The 19091-nt window shown below is 64.1% G+C and carries 20 protein-coding genes; 13 read left to right on the top strand and 7 right to left on the bottom strand.

Annotated features, from left to right (window positions below; translation table 11 throughout):
• Positions 1 to 22: 22 nt before the first annotated feature.
• The 4 genes from F3H98_RS06070 to F3H98_RS06055 all read right to left on the bottom strand — a co-directional run bounded on the left by F3H98_RS06070 (position 23) and on the right by F3H98_RS06055 (position 3984).
• Positions 23 to 1132 carry a Gfo/Idh/MocA family protein gene (locus tag F3H98_RS06070; protein WP_149759206.1) on the bottom strand — a complete coding sequence of 370 codons (1110 nt, stop codon included), beginning with the start codon at positions 1130 to 1132 and terminating at the stop codon, positions 23 to 25.
• A 74-nt stretch (positions 1133 to 1206) separates the two neighbouring features.
• Positions 1207 to 2112 (bottom strand): sugar ABC transporter substrate-binding protein, encoded by a 906-nt coding sequence (locus F3H98_RS06065; protein WP_149759205.1) that lies wholly within the window; start codon positions 2110 to 2112, stop codon positions 1207 to 1209.
• A gap of 84 nt (positions 2113 to 2196) precedes the next feature.
• On the bottom strand, positions 2197 to 3183 hold the full coding sequence (locus F3H98_RS06060; protein ID WP_149759204.1) for an ABC transporter permease: 987 nt from the start codon (positions 3181 to 3183) through the stop codon (positions 2197 to 2199).
• 3 nt (positions 3184 to 3186) lie between these two features.
• On the bottom strand, positions 3187 to 3984 hold the full coding sequence (locus F3H98_RS06055) for an ATP-binding cassette domain-containing protein (RefSeq protein ID WP_149759203.1): 798 nt from the start codon (positions 3982 to 3984) through the stop codon (positions 3187 to 3189).
• 141 nt (positions 3985 to 4125) lie between these two features.
• On the opposite strand from F3H98_RS06055, the gene F3H98_RS06050 reads away from it, so the two are divergent.
• The gene (locus tag F3H98_RS06050; RefSeq protein ID WP_149759202.1) at positions 4126 to 4959 is read left to right on the top strand and encodes a MurR/RpiR family transcriptional regulator; all 834 of its coding nucleotides are present in this window, start codon (positions 4126 to 4128) and stop codon (positions 4957 to 4959) included.
• Positions 4960 to 5092: 133 nt separating this feature from the next.
• Here the strand turns inward: F3H98_RS06050 and F3H98_RS06045 are convergent, their stop codons facing one another.
• Entirely contained in the window at positions 5093 to 5920 is an 828-nt protein-coding gene (locus F3H98_RS06045; protein WP_149759201.1) for an SDR family oxidoreductase, read from the bottom strand.
• Positions 5921 to 5942: 22 nt separating this feature from the next.
• Complete coding sequence (gene iolG, locus F3H98_RS06040; RefSeq protein ID WP_149759200.1) at positions 5943 to 6932, bottom strand: inositol 2-dehydrogenase; 990 nt, start codon at positions 6930 to 6932, stop codon at positions 5943 to 5945.
• A gap of 157 nt (positions 6933 to 7089) precedes the next feature.
• Here iolG and F3H98_RS06035 point away from each other — a divergent pair, with 157 nt between their 5' ends.
• The 5 genes from F3H98_RS06035 to iolB all read left to right on the top strand — a co-directional run bounded on the left by F3H98_RS06035 (position 7090) and on the right by iolB (position 12991).
• Entirely contained in the window at positions 7090 to 9015 is a 1926-nt protein-coding gene (locus F3H98_RS06035; protein WP_149759199.1) for a bifunctional 5-dehydro-2-deoxygluconokinase/5-dehydro-2-deoxyphosphogluconate aldolase, read from the top strand.
• Between the two features lie 20 nt (positions 9016 to 9035).
• Positions 9036 to 10886 carry a 3D-(3,5/4)-trihydroxycyclohexane-1,2-dione acylhydrolase (decyclizing) gene (gene iolD / locus F3H98_RS06030; RefSeq protein ID WP_149759198.1) on the top strand — a complete coding sequence of 617 codons (1851 nt, stop codon included), beginning with the start codon at positions 9036 to 9038 and terminating at the stop codon, positions 10884 to 10886.
• A gap of 161 nt (positions 10887 to 11047) precedes the next feature.
• Positions 11048 to 11959: a myo-inosose-2 dehydratase gene (iolE, locus tag F3H98_RS06025; protein ID WP_149759197.1), complete on the top strand. Its 912-nt coding sequence runs from the start codon at positions 11048 to 11050 to the stop codon at positions 11957 to 11959.
• A complete protein-coding gene (locus F3H98_RS06020) occupies positions 11956 to 12174 on the top strand; it encodes a DUF3329 domain-containing protein (RefSeq protein ID WP_149759196.1) in 219 nt (72 codons plus the stop codon). Before iolE ends, F3H98_RS06020 begins: the two co-directional genes overlap by 4 nt.
• A gap of 4 nt (positions 12175 to 12178) precedes the next feature.
• A complete protein-coding gene (gene iolB / locus F3H98_RS06015) occupies positions 12179 to 12991 on the top strand; it encodes a 5-deoxy-glucuronate isomerase (RefSeq protein ID WP_149759195.1) in 813 nt (270 codons plus the stop codon).
• A gap of 3 nt (positions 12992 to 12994) precedes the next feature.
• Here the strand turns inward: iolB and phnF are convergent, their stop codons facing one another.
• A complete protein-coding gene (gene phnF, locus F3H98_RS06010; RefSeq protein WP_149759194.1) occupies positions 12995 to 13747 on the bottom strand; it encodes a phosphonate metabolism transcriptional regulator PhnF in 753 nt (250 codons plus the stop codon).
• 107 nt (positions 13748 to 13854) lie between these two features.
• Here phnF and phnG point away from each other — a divergent pair, with 107 nt between their 5' ends.
• From phnG to F3H98_RS05975, 7 genes are read left to right on the top strand one after another with little or no spacing between them, the layout of a single operon-like run.
• Entirely contained in the window at positions 13855 to 14325 is a 471-nt protein-coding gene (phnG, locus tag F3H98_RS06005) for a phosphonate C-P lyase system protein PhnG (protein ID WP_149759193.1), read from the top strand.
• Positions 14325 to 14933 carry a phosphonate C-P lyase system protein PhnH gene (gene phnH / locus F3H98_RS06000; RefSeq protein ID WP_149759192.1) on the top strand — a complete coding sequence of 203 codons (609 nt, stop codon included), beginning with the start codon at positions 14325 to 14327 and terminating at the stop codon, positions 14931 to 14933. Before phnG ends, phnH begins: the two co-directional genes overlap by 1 nt.
• A gap of 1 nt (position 14934) precedes the next feature.
• A complete protein-coding gene (locus F3H98_RS05995; protein WP_149759191.1) occupies positions 14935 to 16044 on the top strand; it encodes a carbon-phosphorus lyase complex subunit in 1110 nt (369 codons plus the stop codon).
• Positions 16041 to 16967: an alpha-D-ribose 1-methylphosphonate 5-phosphate C-P-lyase PhnJ gene (locus F3H98_RS05990; RefSeq protein WP_149759190.1), complete on the top strand. Its 927-nt coding sequence runs from the start codon at positions 16041 to 16043 to the stop codon at positions 16965 to 16967. The genes F3H98_RS05995 and F3H98_RS05990 overlap by 4 nt, the downstream gene beginning before the upstream one ends.
• Positions 16967 to 17743, top strand: coding sequence for a phosphonate C-P lyase system protein PhnK (gene phnK, locus F3H98_RS05985; RefSeq protein WP_149759315.1), 777 nt, complete (start codon positions 16967 to 16969; stop codon positions 17741 to 17743). The genes F3H98_RS05990 and phnK overlap by 1 nt, the downstream gene beginning before the upstream one ends.
• Before the next feature lie 2 nt (positions 17744 to 17745).
• Positions 17746 to 18453 carry a phosphonate C-P lyase system protein PhnL gene (phnL, locus tag F3H98_RS05980; RefSeq protein ID WP_149759314.1) on the top strand — a complete coding sequence of 236 codons (708 nt, stop codon included), beginning with the start codon at positions 17746 to 17748 and terminating at the stop codon, positions 18451 to 18453.
• On the top strand, positions 18450 to 19070 hold the full coding sequence (locus F3H98_RS05975; RefSeq protein ID WP_149759189.1) for a DapH/DapD/GlmU-related protein: 621 nt from the start codon (positions 18450 to 18452) through the stop codon (positions 19068 to 19070). The genes phnL and F3H98_RS05975 overlap by 4 nt, the downstream gene beginning before the upstream one ends.
• Positions 19071 to 19091 lie beyond the last annotated feature (21 nt).

The following is a 19091-nucleotide window of genomic DNA, read 5'->3' as shown; positions in this document are numbered from 1 at the left end:
GGCCCTGCTGGCTGCGACCGGATCAGATGTCGATCCAGCAACCTTCCTCGAACGACCGCGCCATCGCCGCGACAGTGCGCTCGATCAGGATGCCCTCGTCGAAGGTGATCGCAGCCGTCTCCTCGCCGCGCATGCGGCCGATCAATTGCCGGCACTCGATGATCTTCAGATCGTTGAAACCGAGACTGTGTCCTGCGGCGGGAACGAACCGGTCGTAGGGCTTGTGGTGCGGAGCTGTCAGCACGGTGCGGAACCCCTGTTCGGTGGCGCGGTCCGAGGTCACGTAGAGCTGGAATTCGTTCATCCGCTCCTGATCGTAGAGGATCGAGCCCTTGGCGCCGACGATCTGGATGGCGATGCGGCCCTTGCGGCCCCAGGCGGTGCGGCTGAGCGCGATCAGTCCCGAGGCGCCGTTCTCCAGCCGCATCAGGATCGTCGCGATGTCGTAGACCTCGACGTCGCGGTCGCCATTCTCGGTCTTGCGCGTCGGGTAGGGTTTCGCCATGTCGCACATGACGCGGGCAACACTACCAAACAGTGTGCGGACAAGCGACAGCGGATGCACGCCGAAATCGTCGATGGCGCCCCAGCCGTTCACGGCTTCGTGCCGCTGCTGGAAGGGGGCGGCCGGATCGGCCATGAAATCCTCGTCCATCTCGATGCGGACGTGGTTCACGGCGCCGATCGTGTCCTCGTCGAGCAGCTTCCTGATGTGCCGTATCGCCGGGTTCTGGATATAGTTGTAGCCGAGCACGGCGACCTTGCCCGAGCGGCGCTGCGCGGCAAGCATGGTTTCAGCCTCGGCGAGCTTTGGCGCCATCGGCTTTTCGCACCAGACATGCTTGCCTGCCTTGAGGGCTGCGATTGCCATTTCGGCGTGGAACCTGTTGGGGGTGGTGATTGAGACGACGTCGACTTCCGGGTCGGCGATCACTTTGCGCCAGTCGCCGGACGATTTTGCAAAACCGAACTCGACCGCCTTCAGGCTGGCGAGTTCGTCGCTGGTTTCACCAAGATGCGCCAGCCTGATCGACGGCACGTCGCCGAAGACCGGTTTTACGGCATTCCAGGCGATAGCATGGGCCTTGCCCATGAAGCCTGTCCCGATGAGCCCGACGCCGATCGATTCCATTCTGTCTCCTTCATCGCCAGGATAGAAAACGGCCGGAGCCCGGCACGGCTCCGGCCGCTCCCAGAAGCTGACGCCTATTTGTACTGCTCGGCGTTGCTCTTATCGACCAGCACGGTGCCGGTATCGATGACGGCTTCGATGGTCTTGCCGGCCTTCAGGTCGACCAGCGCCTGGATGCCGAAGCCGCCCATGTTCTTCGGGGCCTGCGCGACCGTCGCGGTCATTTCGCCGGCCAGAACCGAGGCTGCCGCATCCGGATTGGCGTCGAAGCCGACGACCATGACGTCGGCCAGCTTGCCGGCCGATTTCAGCGCTTCAACAGCGCCCAGCGCCATGTTGTCGTTGGAGGCGAACACCGCCTTGATGTTGGGGTTGCCGGTGATGATGTTTTCCATCGCGGCCTGGCCCTTGGCGCGGTCCCATTCGCCGGTCTGTTCGGCGACCACCTTCAGGCCGCAGCCTTCGAGGCCGGACTTGGCGCCGGTGGCGCGAGCCTGGCCTGTCGACTGCGTGATGATGCCCTGCAGGATGGCGACTTCCGAGCCTTTCTCGATCTTGCCGCAGATGTAGTCGGCGGCAAGCTTGGCGCCGGCGGCATTGTCGGTGCCGATGAAGGTGATGCCTTCATTGGTGCCCTTGGTGTCAACGAACACCACCGGGATGTTCTTGGCCTTGGCGGCATCGACCACCGGAGCGAGCGCATTCGGATCCGTCGGCGCCAGCGCAATGCCGGCGAGACCCTGGGTGATCATGTCTTCTATCTGCGCGATCTGCGCGGCGACGTCGGATTCGGCCGGCGGTGACATCACCACCACCTCGACGCCGAGCTCCTTGCCCTTTTCCATCGCGCCGGCTTCCACCGCCGCCCAGAACGGGTTGCCGGCGCCGGGGCCCTTCATGTCGACCAGGAACTTGTCGGCGGCCAAGGTGCTGCCCATCATCATCGCCAACGCGGTGCTGGCCAGGATCAATCGTTTCATTGCTTTCCTCCCAAGGAACAGTTCGTCTCCGATAAACGGGCCATGCCCGGCGCGGAGACGGCGCCGGGCATGGCTATGCTAAACTTAAGTCCGCACCGCTGCACGCCGTCGGATGACGTCGATGTAGACGGCAAGGATGATAACCAGGCCTATCAGGATCTGCTGCCAGAACGGACTGATGTTGTTGAGGTTGAGGCCGTTGCGCATCAGCCCCATGATCAGTACGCCGGCAAGCACGCCCAGAATGGTGCCGCGCCCGCCGAAGAAGGAGGCGCCGCCGATGATCACTGCGGCGATTGCGTCGAGTTCGGCGTTCTGGCCGGCCAGCGGAAAGCCGGAATCGGTGCGGCCCGCAAGCAGCAATCCGGCAAGCCCGGCGAAGAAGCCGCTGATCGCGTAGACATAGACCAGCACGCGGTCGACATTGATGCCGGAGACGCGGGCGGCGTGCGGGTTGCCGCCGATGGCGAAGATGTGGCGGCCGAGCGAGGTGCGGTTGAGGAAGAACCACAAGGCGGCGGCGCAGATGACGACCACGAACAGGCTGGCCGGCAGGCCGGTCGGCGGCGGGAAGATGCCAAAATCGTAGTTGGCCTGACCGAGATAGCGCACCTGCGGGCCGAGGCCGGAGACCGGCGCGCCGTTGGTGATCAGGCTGGACAGGCCGCGTGCGACGTTCAGCGTGCCGAGCGTCATGATGAAGGGGTGCGGGAGGCGCAGGATGGTCAGGCCGAAGCCGTTGACCAGGCCGCAGGCGATGCCGACTGCCGGTCCGATCAGGATGACGATCGGCCACGGCACGCCCGCCTTCGCGGCCACCGCCAGGCACATCATGGCAAGCGCCATCACCGATCCCACGGAAAGGTCGATGCCGGCGGTCACGATGACCACGAACATGCCGAGCGCCAAAAGCGCCAGCGAGGCGTTCTGCTTGATGATGTTGGTGAGGTTGGCGAGCGTCAGGAAGACGTCTGGACGCGAGGCGTAAAGCAGCACCATCATGACGACGACGATGACGACAATGCCGTAGTGTTCGAGGAAGCTGGCGAGTCTGGGATTGTTGCTGATCATAACTCAGTGAACCTTGTCGTGCGCCAGTGCTTCGGTGTGGCCCTTGGTGCCCATGATCCAGCCGATCACCTCGTTTCGGTGGGTCTTGTCGAGCGGCGCTTCGGCAAAGTTGGTGCCCTGGTAGAGCGCCATCACGCGGTCGCAGGCATAGAAGATGTCGTCCATGCGGTGCGAGATGATGATGACCGCGACGCCATGCTCCTTCAGCGTCTTGATCAGGTCGAGCACCTTGCCGACTTCCTTGATGGCAAGGGCCGCGGTCGGCTCGTCCATGATGACGACCTTGGCGTCGAACGCCGTCGCGCGGGCGATGGCCACCGCCTGGCGTTGCCCGCCGGACAAGCCCTCGACGGTCTGGTCGATCGACTTCACATGGATCTTCAGCTTGTCGAGGTGGTCCTTCGCCATCTGCCGCGCCTGTTCGCGGTCGATGATGGTGATGCCTGCGAATTTGCGGCCCGGCTCGCGGCCGAGATAGATGTTCTCGTAGATCGGCATGTTTCCAGCGAGCGCGAAGTCCTGATAGACCATCTCGATGCCCATCTGGCGCGCGTCACGCGGCGAGTCGAACCGCACCGGCTGGCCCTGGAAGAACAGCGAGCCTTCGCTCGGCTTGTAGAGGCCCGACAGGATCTTCATCAGTGTCGACTTGCCGGCGCCATTGTCGCCGACGACGCCCAGCGCCTCGCCGGCGGAGACATGGAAGCTCACCCCGTTGAGCGCCGTGATGGCGCCGAAGTACTTCTTGATGTCGCGCGCCTCGAGCAAAGGCTCGATCGCTTGACCGGTCACTTCGGACATGGCTTGGTTTCCTCCCTGTCCAGTTCCTCAAATTTGGAACAAATGGTGCATTCAAAATTTTATGTGGAATTTTTATTCCATTTCTGGTTTTCTGCGTCAAGGCCTAAAACAAGATTGGCGGAAGAATGAGCGCTGAATCCCATGAATGACCAGGATCGCGGCCCAAAAGACTATCAGGCGTTGCGTGCTCTGATTGCGCAGCGCGCCGAACAGTTGCCCAAGCGGCTGACCCAGATCGCCGCCTATGCGCTGGAAAATCCCGACGAGGTCGCCTTCGGGACCGTCGCCTCGATTGCCGGCCACGCGGCGGTGCAGCCCTCCGCGCTGGTCCGCTTTTCCCGCGCGCTCGGCTACCAGGGTTTTTCCGAACTGCAGGAAGTGTTCCGCTCGCGGCTGAGGGAGCGGGTGCTGAATTATGACGAGCGGCTGGCGCAGATGCGCGAGCACGGGATCGCGACCAGCAAGTCGGGTCTTGTGCTGGATGGTTTCCTGACCGCGGCGGAACGGTCGGTCGCCGATCTGCGTGACAAGGTCGACCACGACGCGATCGAGCGCGCCGTCGACGTTTTGGCCGCCGCCGACACCATCTACCTGATCGGGCTGCGGCGCTCCTTCCCGATCACCTCATACATGAGCTACGCCATGGGCAAGCTCGGCATTCGCAACATCCTGATCGACGCATTGGCCGGACTGGGCGCCGAGCAGGCGAGTTTCATCACCTCTCGCGATGCGGTGCTGTCGACGAGTTTCACGCCCTATGCCAGCGAGACGGTAAACCTTACCAACGCGGCCAAGGCGCGCGAGGCCAAGATCGTGTCGATCACCGATTCCGTGTTTTCGCCGATCGCGCCCTCCGCCGACGTGCTGCTTGAGATCGTCGAGGCCAATTTCGAGGGTTTCCGCTCGATGGCCGCGACCATGGCGCTGGCAATGACGTTGACGGTCGCGGTGGCTGGGAGACGAGGGGAGAGATGAAGGCTTTCTTCTCCCCGTTTACGGGGAGAAGATGCCGGCAGGCAGATGAGGGGCGGAGATAGCCTTTCAGAGTCAGCGCCGCCCCTCATCCGTCACTTCGTGACACCTTCTCCCCGTGAATGGGGAGAAGGAACTAAACCGCCGGCGGTGTCGCCGGTGCGTCGCCGGCCCCAAGCACCTGCTGGTCGAAGTCGATGATCGAGCCGGTCATCAGGCCGCTTTCCGCGCTGGCGAGGAAGGCGACGCTGCGCGCCACTTCGTCGGCCTTGAGCAGCCGCCCGAATGGCCGGTTCTTTTCGGCCTCCTTCAGCCAGCCGTCCTCGGCGCCATGATAGGTCTTCATGATGCGGTCCTCGCCCGGCGTGTCCATCCAGCCGATGGTCAATCCGTTGACGCGGATGCGGTGGTTCATGACACTGTAGGCGACGTTCTTGGTCAGGGTAACAAGCGCGCCTTTCGAGGCGCTGTAGGCGGTTATGAAGCTCTGGCCGCCATGTCCCGACATCGAAATGATGTTGATGATGGAGCCTTCGATCTTCTGGCGTTTCATGACCTTGAGGGCATGCTGCATCAGGAAGAACGGCGCCCGGACGTTGACCGCGAACATGGCGTCGAAAAGCGCCGGCTCGGTATCCCAGATCGAGCCGCGGTCGGTAATGCCCGCCGCATTGACCAGGATGTCGACACGGCCGAAAGCCTTGTCGGCAGCAGTGACGATCTTTTCCGCGTCCTCGACCTTTGCCAGGTCGGCGGCGACAAAGACCGTCCTGACGCCTTTGGCTTCGAGAGCGGCTTTTACCTTCTCGCCGTTGGCTGCATTGCGGCCGGCTATGACCAGCCCGGCCACGCCGCGTTCGGCAAACAGGGTTGCGATGGCCTCGCCGAGCCCCTGTGTCGAGCCGGTGACAATGGCTACCTTGCCTTCGAGCGAAAGGTTTTTCAGCGACGCAGGATCGATCATGTCATTTCCTCCGTTTTTGGGGTCAGCGCACCGCAACGGCCTGGCCGGTCTTCAGCGATTCAGCCGCCGCTTCGGCAAGCTTCTGCGCCATCAGCCCGTCATGGCCGGAGGCCGTCGGCGCCACGCCCTTTTCGATCGCGGTCAGGAAGGCATTGATCTCGATGCGGTAGGCATCCTCGTAGCGTTCGATGAAGGAGAACGGGATCAGGTCGCTGGTGAAGCCGCCGTCATTGGCCTTTTCGAGCGTGGTCAGGTGCATGTTGCCGGCGCGCAGCATGCCCTTCGAGCCATGCACCTCGATGCGCTGGTCGTGGCCGTAGGTGGCGCGGCGCGAATTGGTGATGACGCACATCTTGCCGGACGCCGTCTGCATATGGACGGCGGCGGTGTCGATGTCGCCGGCCTTGCCGATCGCCGGGTCCACCAACGAAGCACCGAGCGCATGTACGGTGACCGGATCCTCGCCGAGCAGGAACCGCGCCATGTCGAAATCATGGATCATCATGTCCCGATAGAGGCCGCCTGAGCGCTCGATGTAGGAAACCGGCGGTGGGGTCGGGTCGCGGCAGATGATGGTGACGATCTCGACATCGCCGATCTCGCCGGCGCGCAGTCGCCTTTCCAGCACCGAATAGTTGGGATCGTAGCGGCGATGGAAACCGATCATCAGCGGCACGCCGGCCTTCTCGACGACCTTCAGGCATTCTTCGATGCGCTCGACCGACAGGCTGACCGGCTTTTCGCAAAGGATCATCTTGCCGGCCTTCGCCGCCTGCTCGATGAGGTCGGCATGCGTGTCGGTCGGCGTCGCGATCAGGATCGCGTCGACCTCCCTAGAAGAGATGACATCGTCGACCGAGCCGGTTCTGGCGCCCACCTTCGCGGCCAACGCAGCGGCCGCTTCAGGCATCGCGTCGGCGACAAAGGCCACTTGCGCCCGGCCGGAGTCGCGCAGCGCCTTGGCGTGCACATTGCCGATCCTGCCTGCACCCAGCACTCCGAAACGCAGCATTTCATTCCTCCTTGTCAGAAAACTTAAAACGGAACAAATATTCCGAATTGACTATTAAACGGAATTTCTGTTTCATATGGCCATCTCATAGTCCGGTTGGCGGCGCCAGTCCACAGCAAATTGGAACCCCGCCGCATGTTTTTGGAAGGACCCGGCCATGCCACGCGCCAATGCCGAGGCTCTCGACGTCGTTACCATAGGGCGGGCTTCGGTCGATCTCTACGGCCAGCAGATCGGCACACGATTGGAGGACATTGGCTCCTTCGCCAAGTCGGTGGGCGGCTGCCCCGCCAACATCGCCATCGGCACCGCCAGGCTCGGGCTGAAGTCGGCGCTGATCACCCGCGTCGGCGACGAGCAGATGGGGCGCTTCATCAAGGAGCAACTGGCGCGCGAAGGCGTCGCCACCGCCGGCATCGCCACCGATCCCGAGCGGCTGACAGCGCTGGTTCTGCTTGCGGTCGAGGAGGAGGGCGTCTCGCCGATGATCTTCTACCGGTCCGATTGCGCCGACATGGCGCTTTCGGAAGACAACATCGACGAGGCCTTCATCGCCTCGGCGCGGGCGATCGTCGTCACCGGCACGCATTTTTCGCGTCCGAACAGCGATGCGGCCCAGCGCAAGGCTATCCGCATCGCCAAGGCGAATGGCGGCAAGGTGGTGTTCGACATCGACTACCGGCCGAACCTCTGGGGCCTCGCCGGCCATGCGGAGGGTTTCGAGCGTTATGTGAAGTCGGACAAGGTGTCCGGGCAGTTGAAGACCGTGCTGCCGAATTGCGACCTGATCGTCGGCACCGAGGAGGAGATCATGATCGCCTCGGGCGCCGACGACGTTCTCGGCGCCCTGAAGACGATCCGCAACCTGTCGCCGGCGACCATCGTTCTGAAGCGCGGCGCCATGGGCTGCATCGTCTATGACGGCGCCATCAACGACGACCTCGAGGATGGCATCGTCGGCAAGGGCTTTCCGATCGAGGTGTTCAACGTGCTTGGCGCTGGTGACGCCTTCATGTCGGGCCTGCTGCGTGGCTGGCTCGGTGGCGAAAGCCTGGAGACAGCGGCGACCTGGGCAAATGCGTGCGGCGCCTTCGCGGTGTCGCGGCTGCTCTGCTCGCCGGAATACCCGACCTGGGAGGAACTGCAGTTCTTCCTGAAGAACGGCAGCCCGCACCGCGCGCTGCGCAAGGACGCGGCGATCAACCACATCCACTGGGCGACGACGCGCCGCCGCGAAATTCCTTCGCTGATGGCGCTTGCCATCGACCATCGCGTGCAACTGGAAGATATCGCCGCACGTTGCGGCGCCGACGAAGCGCGCATCCGCGACTTCAAGGTGCTCGCAGTCAAGGCGGCGGCGAAAGTCGCGGCAGGGCGGGACGGCTACGGGATGCTGATCGACGAAAAACATGGCCGCGAGGCGATGTTCGAATTTGCCCACCATCCCTTCGCCTGGCTCGGCCGCCCGGTGGAGCTGCCGGGATCGCGGCCGCTGCGTTTCGAATTCTCGCAGGATATCGGTTCCCAGCTTGCCGAGTGGCCGGTCGACCATTGCATCAAGTGCCTCTGTTTCTATCACCCGGATGACCCGGAAGCTCTGAAGCAGGAACAGCAGGCGAAGCTGCGCACCCTGTTCGAGGCGGCCCGCAAGGTCGGCCGCGAACTGCTGGTCGAGATCATTGCCGGCAAACACGGCACGCTCTCGGAGGATACGGTGCCGCGCGCGCTGCAGGAGCTTTATGATCTCGGCATCAAGCCGGACTGGTGGAAGCTCGAGCCGCATGCCTCGGCAGCGGCCTGGGATGCCATCGGCAAGGTGATCGACAAGAACGACCCATGGTGCCGGGGCGTCGTGCTGCTCGGGTTGGAAGCGCCGCAGGACGAACTGGAGGCTGCCTTCGCCGCCACTGCGAATGCGCCGGTCGTCAAGGGTTTCGCCGTTGGCCGCACCATCTTCGCCGAGCCGGCCGAAAAATGGCTTGCCGGCCAAATTTCCGACGAGGCGGCAGTCTCCGATATGGCCGAACGGTTCGAAAAACTCACCAAGGCGTGGCTTGCCGCGCGTGGCCGCAAGGCGGCATAAGGGTCGCCGGGAGAGAAACGATGACAAAGACCATCCGCCTGACCATGGCGCAGGCGCTGACCCGGTTCATGGCGCGGCAGATGACCGAGATCGACGGCGAGAAGCTGCCGTTCTTCGGCGGCGTCTGGGCGATCTTCGGCCACGGCAATGTCGCCGGCATGGGCGAGGCGCTCTACCAGGTGCGCGACGAATTGCCGACCTTCCGCGCCCACAACGAGCAGGCAATGGCGCATGCGGCGATCGCCTACGGCAAGGCGCATTTCCGCCGCCGCGCCATGGCCGCCACCACGTCGATCGGCCCGGGAGCAACCAATCTGGTCACCGCCGCAGCCCTTGCCCATGTCAACAGGCTGCCGCTGCTCTTGCTGCCGGGCGATGTCTTTGCCAACCGCATTCCTGATCCGGTGCTGCAGCAGGTCGAAGCGTTTGGCGACGGCACGGTTTCGGCCAATGACGCTTTTCGCCCGGTGTCGCGCTATTTCGACCGCATTACCAGGCCGGAGCAAATCATCCCCGCACTTGCCCGCACCATGCAGGTGCTGACCGACCCGGCCGAATGCGGACCGGTGACGCTGGCGCTCTGCCAGGATGTGCAGGCAGAAGCCTACGACTATCCCGAAAGCTTTTTCGAGGAGCGTATCTGGGTGCTGCGCCGCCCGCGTCCGGACCTTGCCGAACTGAAGCAGGCCGCCGATGCGCTGAAACGAGCAAAAAAACCGCTGATCATCGCCGGCGGCGGGGTGCTCTATTCCGGCGCTTCCGCAGCACTTACCAGGTTCGCCGAAGCCACCGGTGTCCCCGTCTGCGAGACGCAGGGCGGCAAGTCCTCGCTGCCTGACGACCATGTGCTTAACATGGCCGCGGTCGGCGTCACCGGAACTTCCGCCGCCAACCGGCTGGCCGAAGAGGCCGATTTGGTGCTGGCTGTCGGCACGCGGCTGCAGGATTTCACCACCGGCTCGTGGGCGCTGTTCAAGAATGCCGGCAAGACGGTGATCGGCCTCAACGTCCAGCCTTTCGACGCCGGCAAGCACCGCGCCATGACCTTGGTCGCCGATGCGCGCGAAGGACTGAAGGAACTGGCAGGCGCGCTCGGCGATTGGAAGGCGCCGGCGGCGTGGACGGCGAATGCCGGCAAGGGCAAGGCCGAATGGCGGAAGGCGGCCGCCGAGGTGACCGCAGCCACCAATGCCGCGCTGCCTTCCGATGCGCAGGTGATCGGCGCCGTGCAGCGGACCATGGGTTCCGGCGTCACCTTGCTGCATGCGGCGGGCGGGCTGCCTGGTGAACTGCATAAACTCTGGCAGGCGGGCGCCCCTGGTTCCTATCACGCCGAATACGGCTATTCCTGCATGGGCTACGAGATTGCCGGCGGGCTCGGCGTCAAGATGGCGAAGCCGGACGGGGAAGTCGTCGTCATGCTCGGCGACGGCTCCTACCTGATGCTGAATTCCGAGATCGCAACCTCGGTCATGCTCGGGCTGAAGCTGACAATCGTGCTTCTGGACAACCGCGGCTATGGCTGCATCAACCGGCTGCAGATGGGCACCGGCGGGGCCAACTTCAACAATCTCCTCAAGGACTCGCGCCACGAGACCTTGCCGGATATCGACTTCGCCGCACATGCGGCGAGCCTCGGCGCGATCTCCGCGAAAGTGTCGTCGATCGCCGATCTGGAGCAGGCTCTGGGCAACGCCAAGGAAGCGCCACGCACCACCGTCATCGTCATCGATACCGATCCCCTTGTCTCCACCGAGGCCGGCGGGCATTGGTGGGATGTCGCCGTGCCGGAAGTGAGCCAGCGCAAGGAGGTCAAGGCCGCGCGCAAGGCTTATGAGGACGCGGTGAAATTGCAGCGGGTCGGAGATTAAAGCGCTTTTCCTTCTCCCCGTTTACGGGGAGAAGGTGGTCCGCAGGACCGGATGAGGGGCAGGAGCCCACATTGCGGAGATTCGTGCAGCCCCTCATCTGCCTGCCGGCATCTTCTCCCCGTAAACGGGGAGAAGGACGAAACTCAAACTGGAGCAGAGACTTGAAAGCCAAACTGGGCATGTCCCCCATAGCGTGGTGGAACGACGATCTTGTGGAACTCAGCGATGACGTGTCGCTGGAGGAGTGCCTGCGCCAGTCGCGGTCGGCCGGCTTCACCGGCATGGAGAAGGGCCGCCGCTTTCCCGACGATCCGGATGTGATGCTGCCGATCCTGAAGAAGGCGGACGTGACGCTGTGCGGCGGCTGGTTCTCCGGCACGCTTGTGGACGAGGATCTTGCGGCGAACAAGGACCGAATCCAGCCGATGATCGACCTGTTCAAGGCGGTGAACGCGCCCTGCATCGTCTATGGCGAGGTTGGCCGCTCCATCCAGGGCGACCGCTCGAAGCCGCTCGCCGGCAAGGCCGTGCTTTCCGATGACGAGATGAAGTCCTATGCGCGCAAGGTGACCGAATTCGGCGAATGGTGCGCCGACCAGGGCATGCCGCTTTCCTATCATCACCATATGGCGGCGGTCGTGCAGTTCGAGCATGAACTCGACGCCTTCATGAAACATTCCGGACCGGGCATTCCCTTGCTGCTTGATGCCGGCCATCTGGCGTTTGCCGGAGGCGACGTGTTGCGCGCCATCGACAATCACCACAAGCGCATCAACCATGTCCACGTGAAGGATGTGCGCATGGCGGTGATAGACGGTCTCGACCGCACGAAGCAGTCGTTTCTCGATGCAGTGGCGCTCGGCGCTTTCACGGTGCCCGGCGACGGTTCGCTGGATTTCGGCGCCATCGTGCGGAAATTCGCCGACTATGGCTACGAAGGCTGGTTCGTTGTCGAAGCCGAGCAGGACCCGAGGGCGAATCCGCCGCTCAGGATGGCGGAAGTCGGCTACAAGGAATTGATGCGGGTGATGACCGCGGCAGGCTACACCGTCGAGACGCAGGGATTTTCATGATGGCGCAAACCCATTCGCCCTTCCTTGACCCGCTCTGGCGCCGCATCGCGCTTGTCGTGTTCTGCACCTGCTGGTCCGTCTTCGAGCTGATCTGGGGCGATTCGTTCTGGGCCACCCTTGCCATCGGCATGACGGCCTACGGAACGTGGCTGTTCCTGATCAACTACAAGACCTCCGCCGACCGGGACGCTGAAACGAAGCCGGAAAAGGAATGAAGCCATGTCGAAGCTTCTGGTGAAGCCAAAGGGCCAGACGGGACGGGTCAGCCACGTGACGCCTCAAAGCGCCGGCTGGGCCTATGTCGGCTTCGACCTGCATCGCCTGAAGCCCGGCGAGACGGTTTCCGCCGAAACCGGCGACCGGGAAGTGTGCCTGGTCTTCGTCACCGGCAAGGGCAAGGCTTCCGCCGGATCCGAGGATTTCGGCTCGCTCGGCGGCCGCACCTCGCCGTTCGAGGGCAAGCCATGGTCGGTCTATGTGCCGCAAGGTTCGAACTGGTCCGTCACCGCCGAAACCGGCCTCGAACTCGCGGTCTGCTCGGCGCCGGGGCTGGGCGGCGGCCTGCCGGCGCGCATCATCGGGCCCGACAGCCTCGGCCAGGAAGTGCGCGGCAAGGGCACTAACACGCGCTATGTCACCAACATCCTGCCGGAGGGGCAGCCGGCGGATTCGCTGCTGGTTGTCGAGGTCATCACGCCGGGCGGCCACACGTCGAGCTATCCGCCGCACAAGCACGACCAGGACAATTTGCCGGCCGAATCCTATCTGGAAGAGACCTATTACCACCGCCTCAACCCGCCTCAGGGCTTCGCCTTCCAGCGGGTCTATACCGATGCCGACGAGAATGGCGACCGCTCGCTCGACGAGGCGATGGCCGTGGAGGACGGCGACGTGGTTCTGGTGCCGAGGGGCTATCACCCCTGCGCTGCCTGCCACGGCTATGACCTCTATTATCTCAACGTCATGGCCGGTCCGAAGCGCACCTGGAAATTCCACAACGCCAGTGAGCACGAGTGGCTGACGAAGGCGTGAGGTTCAGGCCTCCGTCGAAACCGTCAGTTCCACCCGGTCCGCCGCGAAACGCGTCTCGGCGAACTGGATCGGTTTTCCCTTGGGATCGACATTCACCGCGATCGCGACCAGCACGATGGCGCCCGGCGACAGCTTGAGGTCGGTGAGGTCGGCGGCATCGGCATGGCGCGCCGAAACCAGCGTCGAGTGGCGGAAATAATCGTCGATGCCGAATTTCTGGAAGCTGGCGGTGATCGAGCCGGTCTTGGCGTAATGCCTTGCAAAGCCGGCGAACCGTTTCGCATCGAACCAGCTGGTGGCGCGCGACACCGGCCGTCCATCCGCTTCACTCAGTGTTTCCAGCCTGATCACGTTGCTGCCAGCCGCCAGCCCCAAAGCCTCGGCAACCCGCTCACCTGCTGGCTCCACCGCATCGGCGAGCAGCACGCTGCGGCGATCCCTGGTCTGATCGCGCAAGCCCGTTGAAAAGCGCGTGCGCGCCGAGATCGGATAGGACAGCCGCTTGCGGCTTTCGACAAAGGTGCCGCGCCCCTGCTCGGCGCGCAGCACGCCTTCCTGCACGAGTGCTGCGATGGCGCTGCGCAGCGTATGCCGATTGACGCCGAAACGTTGCGACAGCGTGAATTCGGGCGGCAGCCGGCCATCTGCGCCGAGCGCTCCACTGCCGATCGCCTGACGCATCTGGTCCGCGATCTGCCGCCACAGGGCGACGCCGCTTTTGCGGGTCACTGAAGGCTTCAGCCCTGCCTCGATCATTTTTTGCCCCTGTCATAGGCGCGTCATGGACACGCGTTAGAAAGCGAGTATAATTTGTTTAGTTGTATAGAACAATAGACAAATATAACAGATATGCGGATGAACGGATGAAGATGGACAGACGCCAGGAAAAGGACCTCGAGGCCGCGCGAAAAGCGGCGATGGCCGCGCTGGCGTTGGCGCCTGCCGATGAGCTGAAACGGCTTTGTCAGGAGGCCGGGCTGCCGGGCGACGCGCAGATGCTGCGAGGCCCCGAAACCGGGCTGGTCACGGTGCGCGGACGCATCGGCGGCGGTGGAGCGCCCTTCAATTTCGGCGAGGCGACGGTGACACGCGCGACCGTCAGGCTGGCGACCGGCGAGGTCGGCCATTCCTACGCCCTCGGCCGTGACAAGGAAAAGGCCCGGCTTTCGGCGATTGCCGACGCGCTGTGGCAGGATCCTTCCCGCCGCGCTGCGATCGAAGAAAAAATTCTCGGGCCGCTGCGCGCGGCCCAGTCGGAAGCCGACGAAAAACGTCGCGCCGAAACGGCGGCGACGAAGGTCGACTTCTTCACCATGGTGCGCGGAGAAGACTGATGGTCGAGGCAGAGACGATCGACGGCGGTTTCGCCAACCCCGTTTTCGACGCGCAGTCGGTGTTTCGCGCCGTCATGGACGCCATGGCGCGACCGGGCACGGTGCAGCCGGTCGCCATGCTCGCCAGGCCCCCTGCGCCGCTTTCGCCGGTTGCGGCTGCTGTCGCTCTGACCTTATGCGACAACGACACGCCGCTGTGGCTCGATCCCTCGCTACAGGCATCGCCCGCCGCAAAATCCTGGCTGGGTTTCCACACCGGCGCACCACTGGCAGGCACCCCTTCCGACGCGCATTTCGCATTGGTCTCCAAGCCGGCGGAGTTGATTGCGCTTGAGAATTTCGCGCAAGGCACGCAGGAGTATCCCGACCGTTCGACAACGCTGATCCTGCAACTGGACAGCCTGGCTTCGGGCGCCGACCTCCTGCTCGAAGGCCCCGGCATCGAGAAGATGGCGATGGCCGCGCCAACGCCGCTGCCGCGTCATTTCGTCGAGCAGTGGAAGCAGAACCGCAGCCGCTTTCCGCGTGGCGTCGATGTGATCCTTGCGGCGCCCGAAGGCGTCGCCTGCCTGCCGCGCACCACCCGCATCAAGACGATGGAGGCCTGACATGTATGTGGCCGTCAAAGGCGGCGAGGCCGCCATCCAGAACGCCCACCGGCTGCTGGCCGACCGTCGCCGCGGCGACCGCGGCGTTCCGGCGCTCAGGCTCGACCAGATCGTTGAACAGCTGGCGCTCGGCGTCGACCGCGTCATGGCCGAGGGCTCGCTCTACGACAGGGAACTGGCAGCGCTGGCCATCGTGCAGTCGCGCGGCGACCTGATCGAGGCGATATTCCTCGTTCGCGCCTATCGCACGACACTGCCGCGCTTCGGCTACACAAGGCCGGTCGATACTGCGGCCATGCAGGTCGAGCGCCGCGTCTCCGCGACCTACAAGGATCTGCCGGGAGGCCAATTGCTCGGCCCGACCTTCGACTACACGCATCGCCTGCTCGACCCGGAACTGGCGAACGGCGGCGAGGCCGAAGAACCGGCACAGCGGGACGCGCAGCCTGAGCGCATGTCGCGGGTTTCCGAAATTCTGGCGCAGGAAGGGCTGATCGAGGCCGACGGCGAATTGCCGGACGACCACGTCACCGGCGACATCACCCGCGAGCCGCTGGAATTTCCGATGGAGCGCGACATCCGCCTGCAGGCGCTGTCGCGCGGCGACGAGGGTTTTCTGCTGGCGCTTGGCTATTCCACGCAGCGCGGCTACGGCCGCAGCCATCCCTTTGTCGGCGAAGTGAGGATCGGCGAGGTGGAACTGGAACTCGATGTGCCGGAACTGCCGTTCGCCGTGCCGCTCGGCCGCATCCGCGTCACCGAATGCCAGATGGTCAACCAGTTCAAGGGGTCGGCGAAGGCGCCGCCGCAGTTCACCCGCGGCTACGGGCTGGTCTTCGGCCAGTCGGAACGCAAGGCGATGGCGATGTCTCTCTGCGACCGGGCGTTGCGCGCCCGCGAGATGGGGGAGGATATCACCGCCGCGGCACAGGACGAGGAGTTCGTCATTTCGCACTCCGACAATGTCCAGGCGACCGGCTTCGTCGAGCATTTGAAGCTGCCGCACTATGTCGATTTCCAGGCCGAACTCGACCTGGTGCGCCGCATGCGCGCCGAACACGACGCGCGTGAGGACGCGGGCGTTGCCGAAACGCGAGAGGCGGCGGAATGACCATGCAAGCGACAGACATAGCCACCTACAACTTCGCCTACCTCGACGAGCAGACCAAGCGCATGATCCGCCGGGCGATCCTGAAGGGCATTGCCATTCCCGGCTACCAGGTGCCGTTCGCGTCGCGCGAAATGCCGATGCCTTACGGTTGGGGCACAGGCGGCGTTCAGGTCACGGCGTCGATCATCGGGCCGGGCGACGTGCTGAAGGTGATCGACCAGGGCGCCGACGACACCACCAACGCCGTCTCCATCCGCGCCTTCTTCAAGAAGGTCGCGGATGTGGCGGTGACGACCGAGACGGCCAAGGCGACCATCATCCAAACCCGCCACCGCATTCCGGAGCATCCGCTGACTGCCGGCCAGACGCTGGTCTATCAGGTGCCGATCCCCGAGCCGCTGCGCTTCCTTGAGCCGCGCGAGACGGAGACGCGCAAGATGCATGCGCTGGAGGAATACGGCCTCATGCATGTGAAGCTCTACGAGGACATCGCCCGCCACGGCCGCATCGCCACGACCTACGCCTACCCGGTCAAGGTGGAGGGGCGCTATGTCATGGACCCATCGCCGACACCGAAATTCGACAATCCGAAAATGCACATGTCTCCGGCACTGCAGCTGTTCGGGGCGGGCCGCGAAAAGCGCATCTACGCAGTGCCGCCCTTCACAGAGGTGGTCAGCCTCGACTTCGAGGATCATCCGTTCGAGGTGCAGAGCTTCGACCAGCCTTGCGCGCTGTGCGGCGCACACCAGGTCTATCTCGACGAAGTCATCCTCGACGACCATGGCGGCCACATGTTCGTCTGCTCCGACACCGACCATTGCGAGAAGCGGCGGGAGGAGGGGCATGCCGGGCATTTGGCGGGTGATGCCTTTGCCGCGTTGCAGCACAACGTGCCAGGCGATAGCGGGAAGAAAGAATGATGACCGACGAACCCCTCCTGCGCGTCAGTGCGCTGTCGAAATTCTATGGCTCCCGCATCGGCTGCGAGGACGTCTCGTTCGAGCTGTGGCCGGGCGAAGTGCTGGCGGTGGTCGGCGAATCCGGCTCGGGCAAGACCACGCTGCTCAACTGCCTGTCGACCAGGCTCCTGCCGACCTCCGGCACCGCGTCCTACCGCATGCGCGACGAGACCTGGCGCGACCTCTACCGCATGAGCGAGGCCGAGCGCCGCTTCCTGATGCGCACCGACTGGGGTTTCGTCCACCAGAACCCGGCCGACGGACTGCGCATGACGGTGTCGGCCGGCGCCAATGTCGGTGAACGTCTGATGGCGGTCGGTGACCGCCACTACGGCAACATCCGCGCTTCGGCGGTCGACTGGCTCGGCCGCGTCGAGATCGGCGAGGACCGTATCGACGATGAGCCGCGCGCCTTCTCCGGCGGCATGCGCCAGCGCTTGCAGATTGCCCGCAACCTCGTCACCAGCCCGCGCCTCGTCTTCATGGACGAGCCGACGGGCGGACTCGATGTCTCGGTGCAGGCCCGTCTGCTCGACCTCTTGCGCGGACTGGTCACCGATCTCGGGCTGGCGGCGATTGTCGTCACCCACGATCTCGCGGTGGCGCGGCTTCTGTCGCAGCGCATGATGGTGATGAAGGACGGCCGTGTCGTCGAAACCGGCCTTACTGACCGCGTGCTCGACGATCCGCGCGCGCCCTACACGCAACTCCTCGTTTCTTCGATCCTGCAGGTGTGATGATGGCTACGCCCCTCGTCGTTTCGGAAGTCGCCAAAAGTTTCACCATGCATCTGCGCGACGGCATCAGGCTGCCGGTGGTGGCCGACGTGTCTTTTTCCATCAAGGCAGGCGAATGCGCGGTGCTCGGCGGACCATCGGGTGCCGGCAAAAGCTCGATCCTCAAAATGGTCTACGGCAACTATGCCGTCGACCAGGGCCAGATCATCGTCAAGCATGGCGACCAGCTCATCGATCTCGCCAGTGCCAGCCCGCGCACCGTGTTGCAGATCCGCCGCGACACCATCGGTTATGTCAGCCAGTTTCTCCGCACCGTGCCGCGCGTCTCCGCCCTCGACGTGGTCGGGGAACCGCTGGTGGCGCGCGGCGAGAAGCGCGAGATCGCCCGCGAACGCGCCAGCGATCTGCTGAGCCGGCTCAATCTGCCGGAGCGGCTGTGGTCACTGCCGCCCGCGACGTTCTCCGGTGGCGAGCAGCAGCGCGTCAATATCGCGCGCGGCTTTATCACCGATCATCCGGTGCTGCTGCTCGACGAACCGACCGCCTCGCTCGACGCGCGGAATCGCGAGGTGGTGATCGGGCTGATCGGCGAAAAGAAGAAGGCAGGCGTCGCGCTGCTCGGCATCTTCCACGATGCCGATGTCCGCGAGGCGGTGGCCGACCGCATCATCGATGTCACCGATTTCGCAGCCGGAAAGCTTGCCGCATGAGCGCCAGAAGACTGTCGGAACAGCCTTTCGTCCATTCCACAGCCGAGGTGAGCGGGTCGACGCTCGGACGTTACACCGAGATCGCCGACCGCTGCCGCGTCCACGAAACGGTGCTCGGCGACTATTCCTACATGATGCAGGATTGCGGCGTCTGGTGCGTCGAGATCGGAAAGTTCGCCAACATCGCGGCCAGCGTGCGCATCAACGCCACTAATCACCCGACCTGGCGGCCGACGCTGCACCATTTCACCTACCGCGCGTCGGACTATTGGGACGATGCCGAGCACGAAACCGAGTTCTTCGACTGGCGTCGCTCGAACAAGGTGACGATCGGCCATGACACATGGCTGGGCCATGGCTCGACTGTGCTCCCCGGCGTCACCATTGGCGATGGCGCGGCGGTCGGGGCGGGTGCGGTCGTGTCGAAGGACGTCGCGCCCTACACGATTGTAGGCGGCGTGCCGGCCAGACCGATCCGCGAGCGTTTCGACCGCAAGACGGCTGAGCGTTACCAGGCGCTCGCCTGGTGGGATTGGGATCACGCGCGGTTGCGCGGTGCGCTGGAAGACTTCCGTACGCTCAACGCTGAAGAATTCCTGGAAAAGCACGGCGGGTAGGGCCGTCGCGATGGAAGCAAA

Origin of the sequence: Neomesorhizobium albiziae (genome assembly GCF_900114255.1) — a bacterium.
In the GTDB taxonomy this organism is placed as follows: Bacteria; Pseudomonadota; Alphaproteobacteria; order Rhizobiales; family Rhizobiaceae; genus Neomesorhizobium; species Neomesorhizobium albiziae.
This window is presented reverse-complemented; position numbering and strand designations above follow the sequence as displayed.

Coding starts and splice junctions, on each gene's coding strand:
- F3H98_RS06070 (WP_149759206.1), bottom strand. CDS start 1,132: ATGGAATCGATCGGCGTCGGGCTCATCGGGACAGGCTTCATGGGCAAG.
- phnL (WP_149759314.1), top strand. CDS start 17,746: ATGGCTACGCCCCTCGTCGTTTCGGAAGTCGCCAAAAGTTTCACCATG.
- phnH (WP_149759192.1), top strand. CDS start 14,325: ATGGTCGAGGCAGAGACGATCGACGGCGGTTTCGCCAACCCCGTTTTC.
- iolG (WP_149759200.1), bottom strand. CDS start 6,932: ATGCTGCGTTTCGGAGTGCTGGGTGCAGGCAGGATCGGCAATGTGCAC.
- F3H98_RS06050 (WP_149759202.1), top strand. CDS start 4,126: ATGAATGACCAGGATCGCGGCCCAAAAGACTATCAGGCGTTGCGTGCT.
- F3H98_RS06060 (WP_149759204.1), bottom strand. CDS start 3,183: ATGATCAGCAACAATCCCAGACTCGCCAGCTTCCTCGAACACTACGGC.
- phnK (WP_149759315.1), top strand. CDS start 16,967: ATGACCGACGAACCCCTCCTGCGCGTCAGTGCGCTGTCGAAATTCTAT.
- F3H98_RS06035 (WP_149759199.1), top strand. CDS start 7,090: ATGCCACGCGCCAATGCCGAGGCTCTCGACGTCGTTACCATAGGGCGG.
- iolB (WP_149759195.1), top strand. CDS start 12,179: ATGTCGAAGCTTCTGGTGAAGCCAAAGGGCCAGACGGGACGGGTCAGC.
- phnG (WP_149759193.1), top strand. CDS start 13,855: ATGAAGATGGACAGACGCCAGGAAAAGGACCTCGAGGCCGCGCGAAAA.
- F3H98_RS06065 (WP_149759205.1), bottom strand. CDS start 2,112: ATGAAACGATTGATCCTGGCCAGCACCGCGTTGGCGATGATGATGGGC.
- F3H98_RS06055 (WP_149759203.1), bottom strand. CDS start 3,984: ATGTCCGAAGTGACCGGTCAAGCGATCGAGCCTTTGCTCGAGGCGCGC.
- F3H98_RS06045 (WP_149759201.1), bottom strand. CDS start 5,920: ATGATCGATCCTGCGTCGCTGAAAAACCTTTCGCTCGAAGGCAAGGTA.
- F3H98_RS05990 (WP_149759190.1), top strand. CDS start 16,041: ATGACCATGCAAGCGACAGACATAGCCACCTACAACTTCGCCTACCTC.
- iolD (WP_149759198.1), top strand. CDS start 9,036: ATGACAAAGACCATCCGCCTGACCATGGCGCAGGCGCTGACCCGGTTC.
- F3H98_RS06020 (WP_149759196.1), top strand. CDS start 11,956: ATGATGGCGCAAACCCATTCGCCCTTCCTTGACCCGCTCTGGCGCCGC.
- F3H98_RS05995 (WP_149759191.1), top strand. CDS start 14,935: ATGTATGTGGCCGTCAAAGGCGGCGAGGCCGCCATCCAGAACGCCCAC.
- F3H98_RS05975 (WP_149759189.1), top strand. CDS start 18,450: ATGAGCGCCAGAAGACTGTCGGAACAGCCTTTCGTCCATTCCACAGCC.
- phnF (WP_149759194.1), bottom strand. CDS start 13,747: ATGATCGAGGCAGGGCTGAAGCCTTCAGTGACCCGCAAAAGCGGCGTC.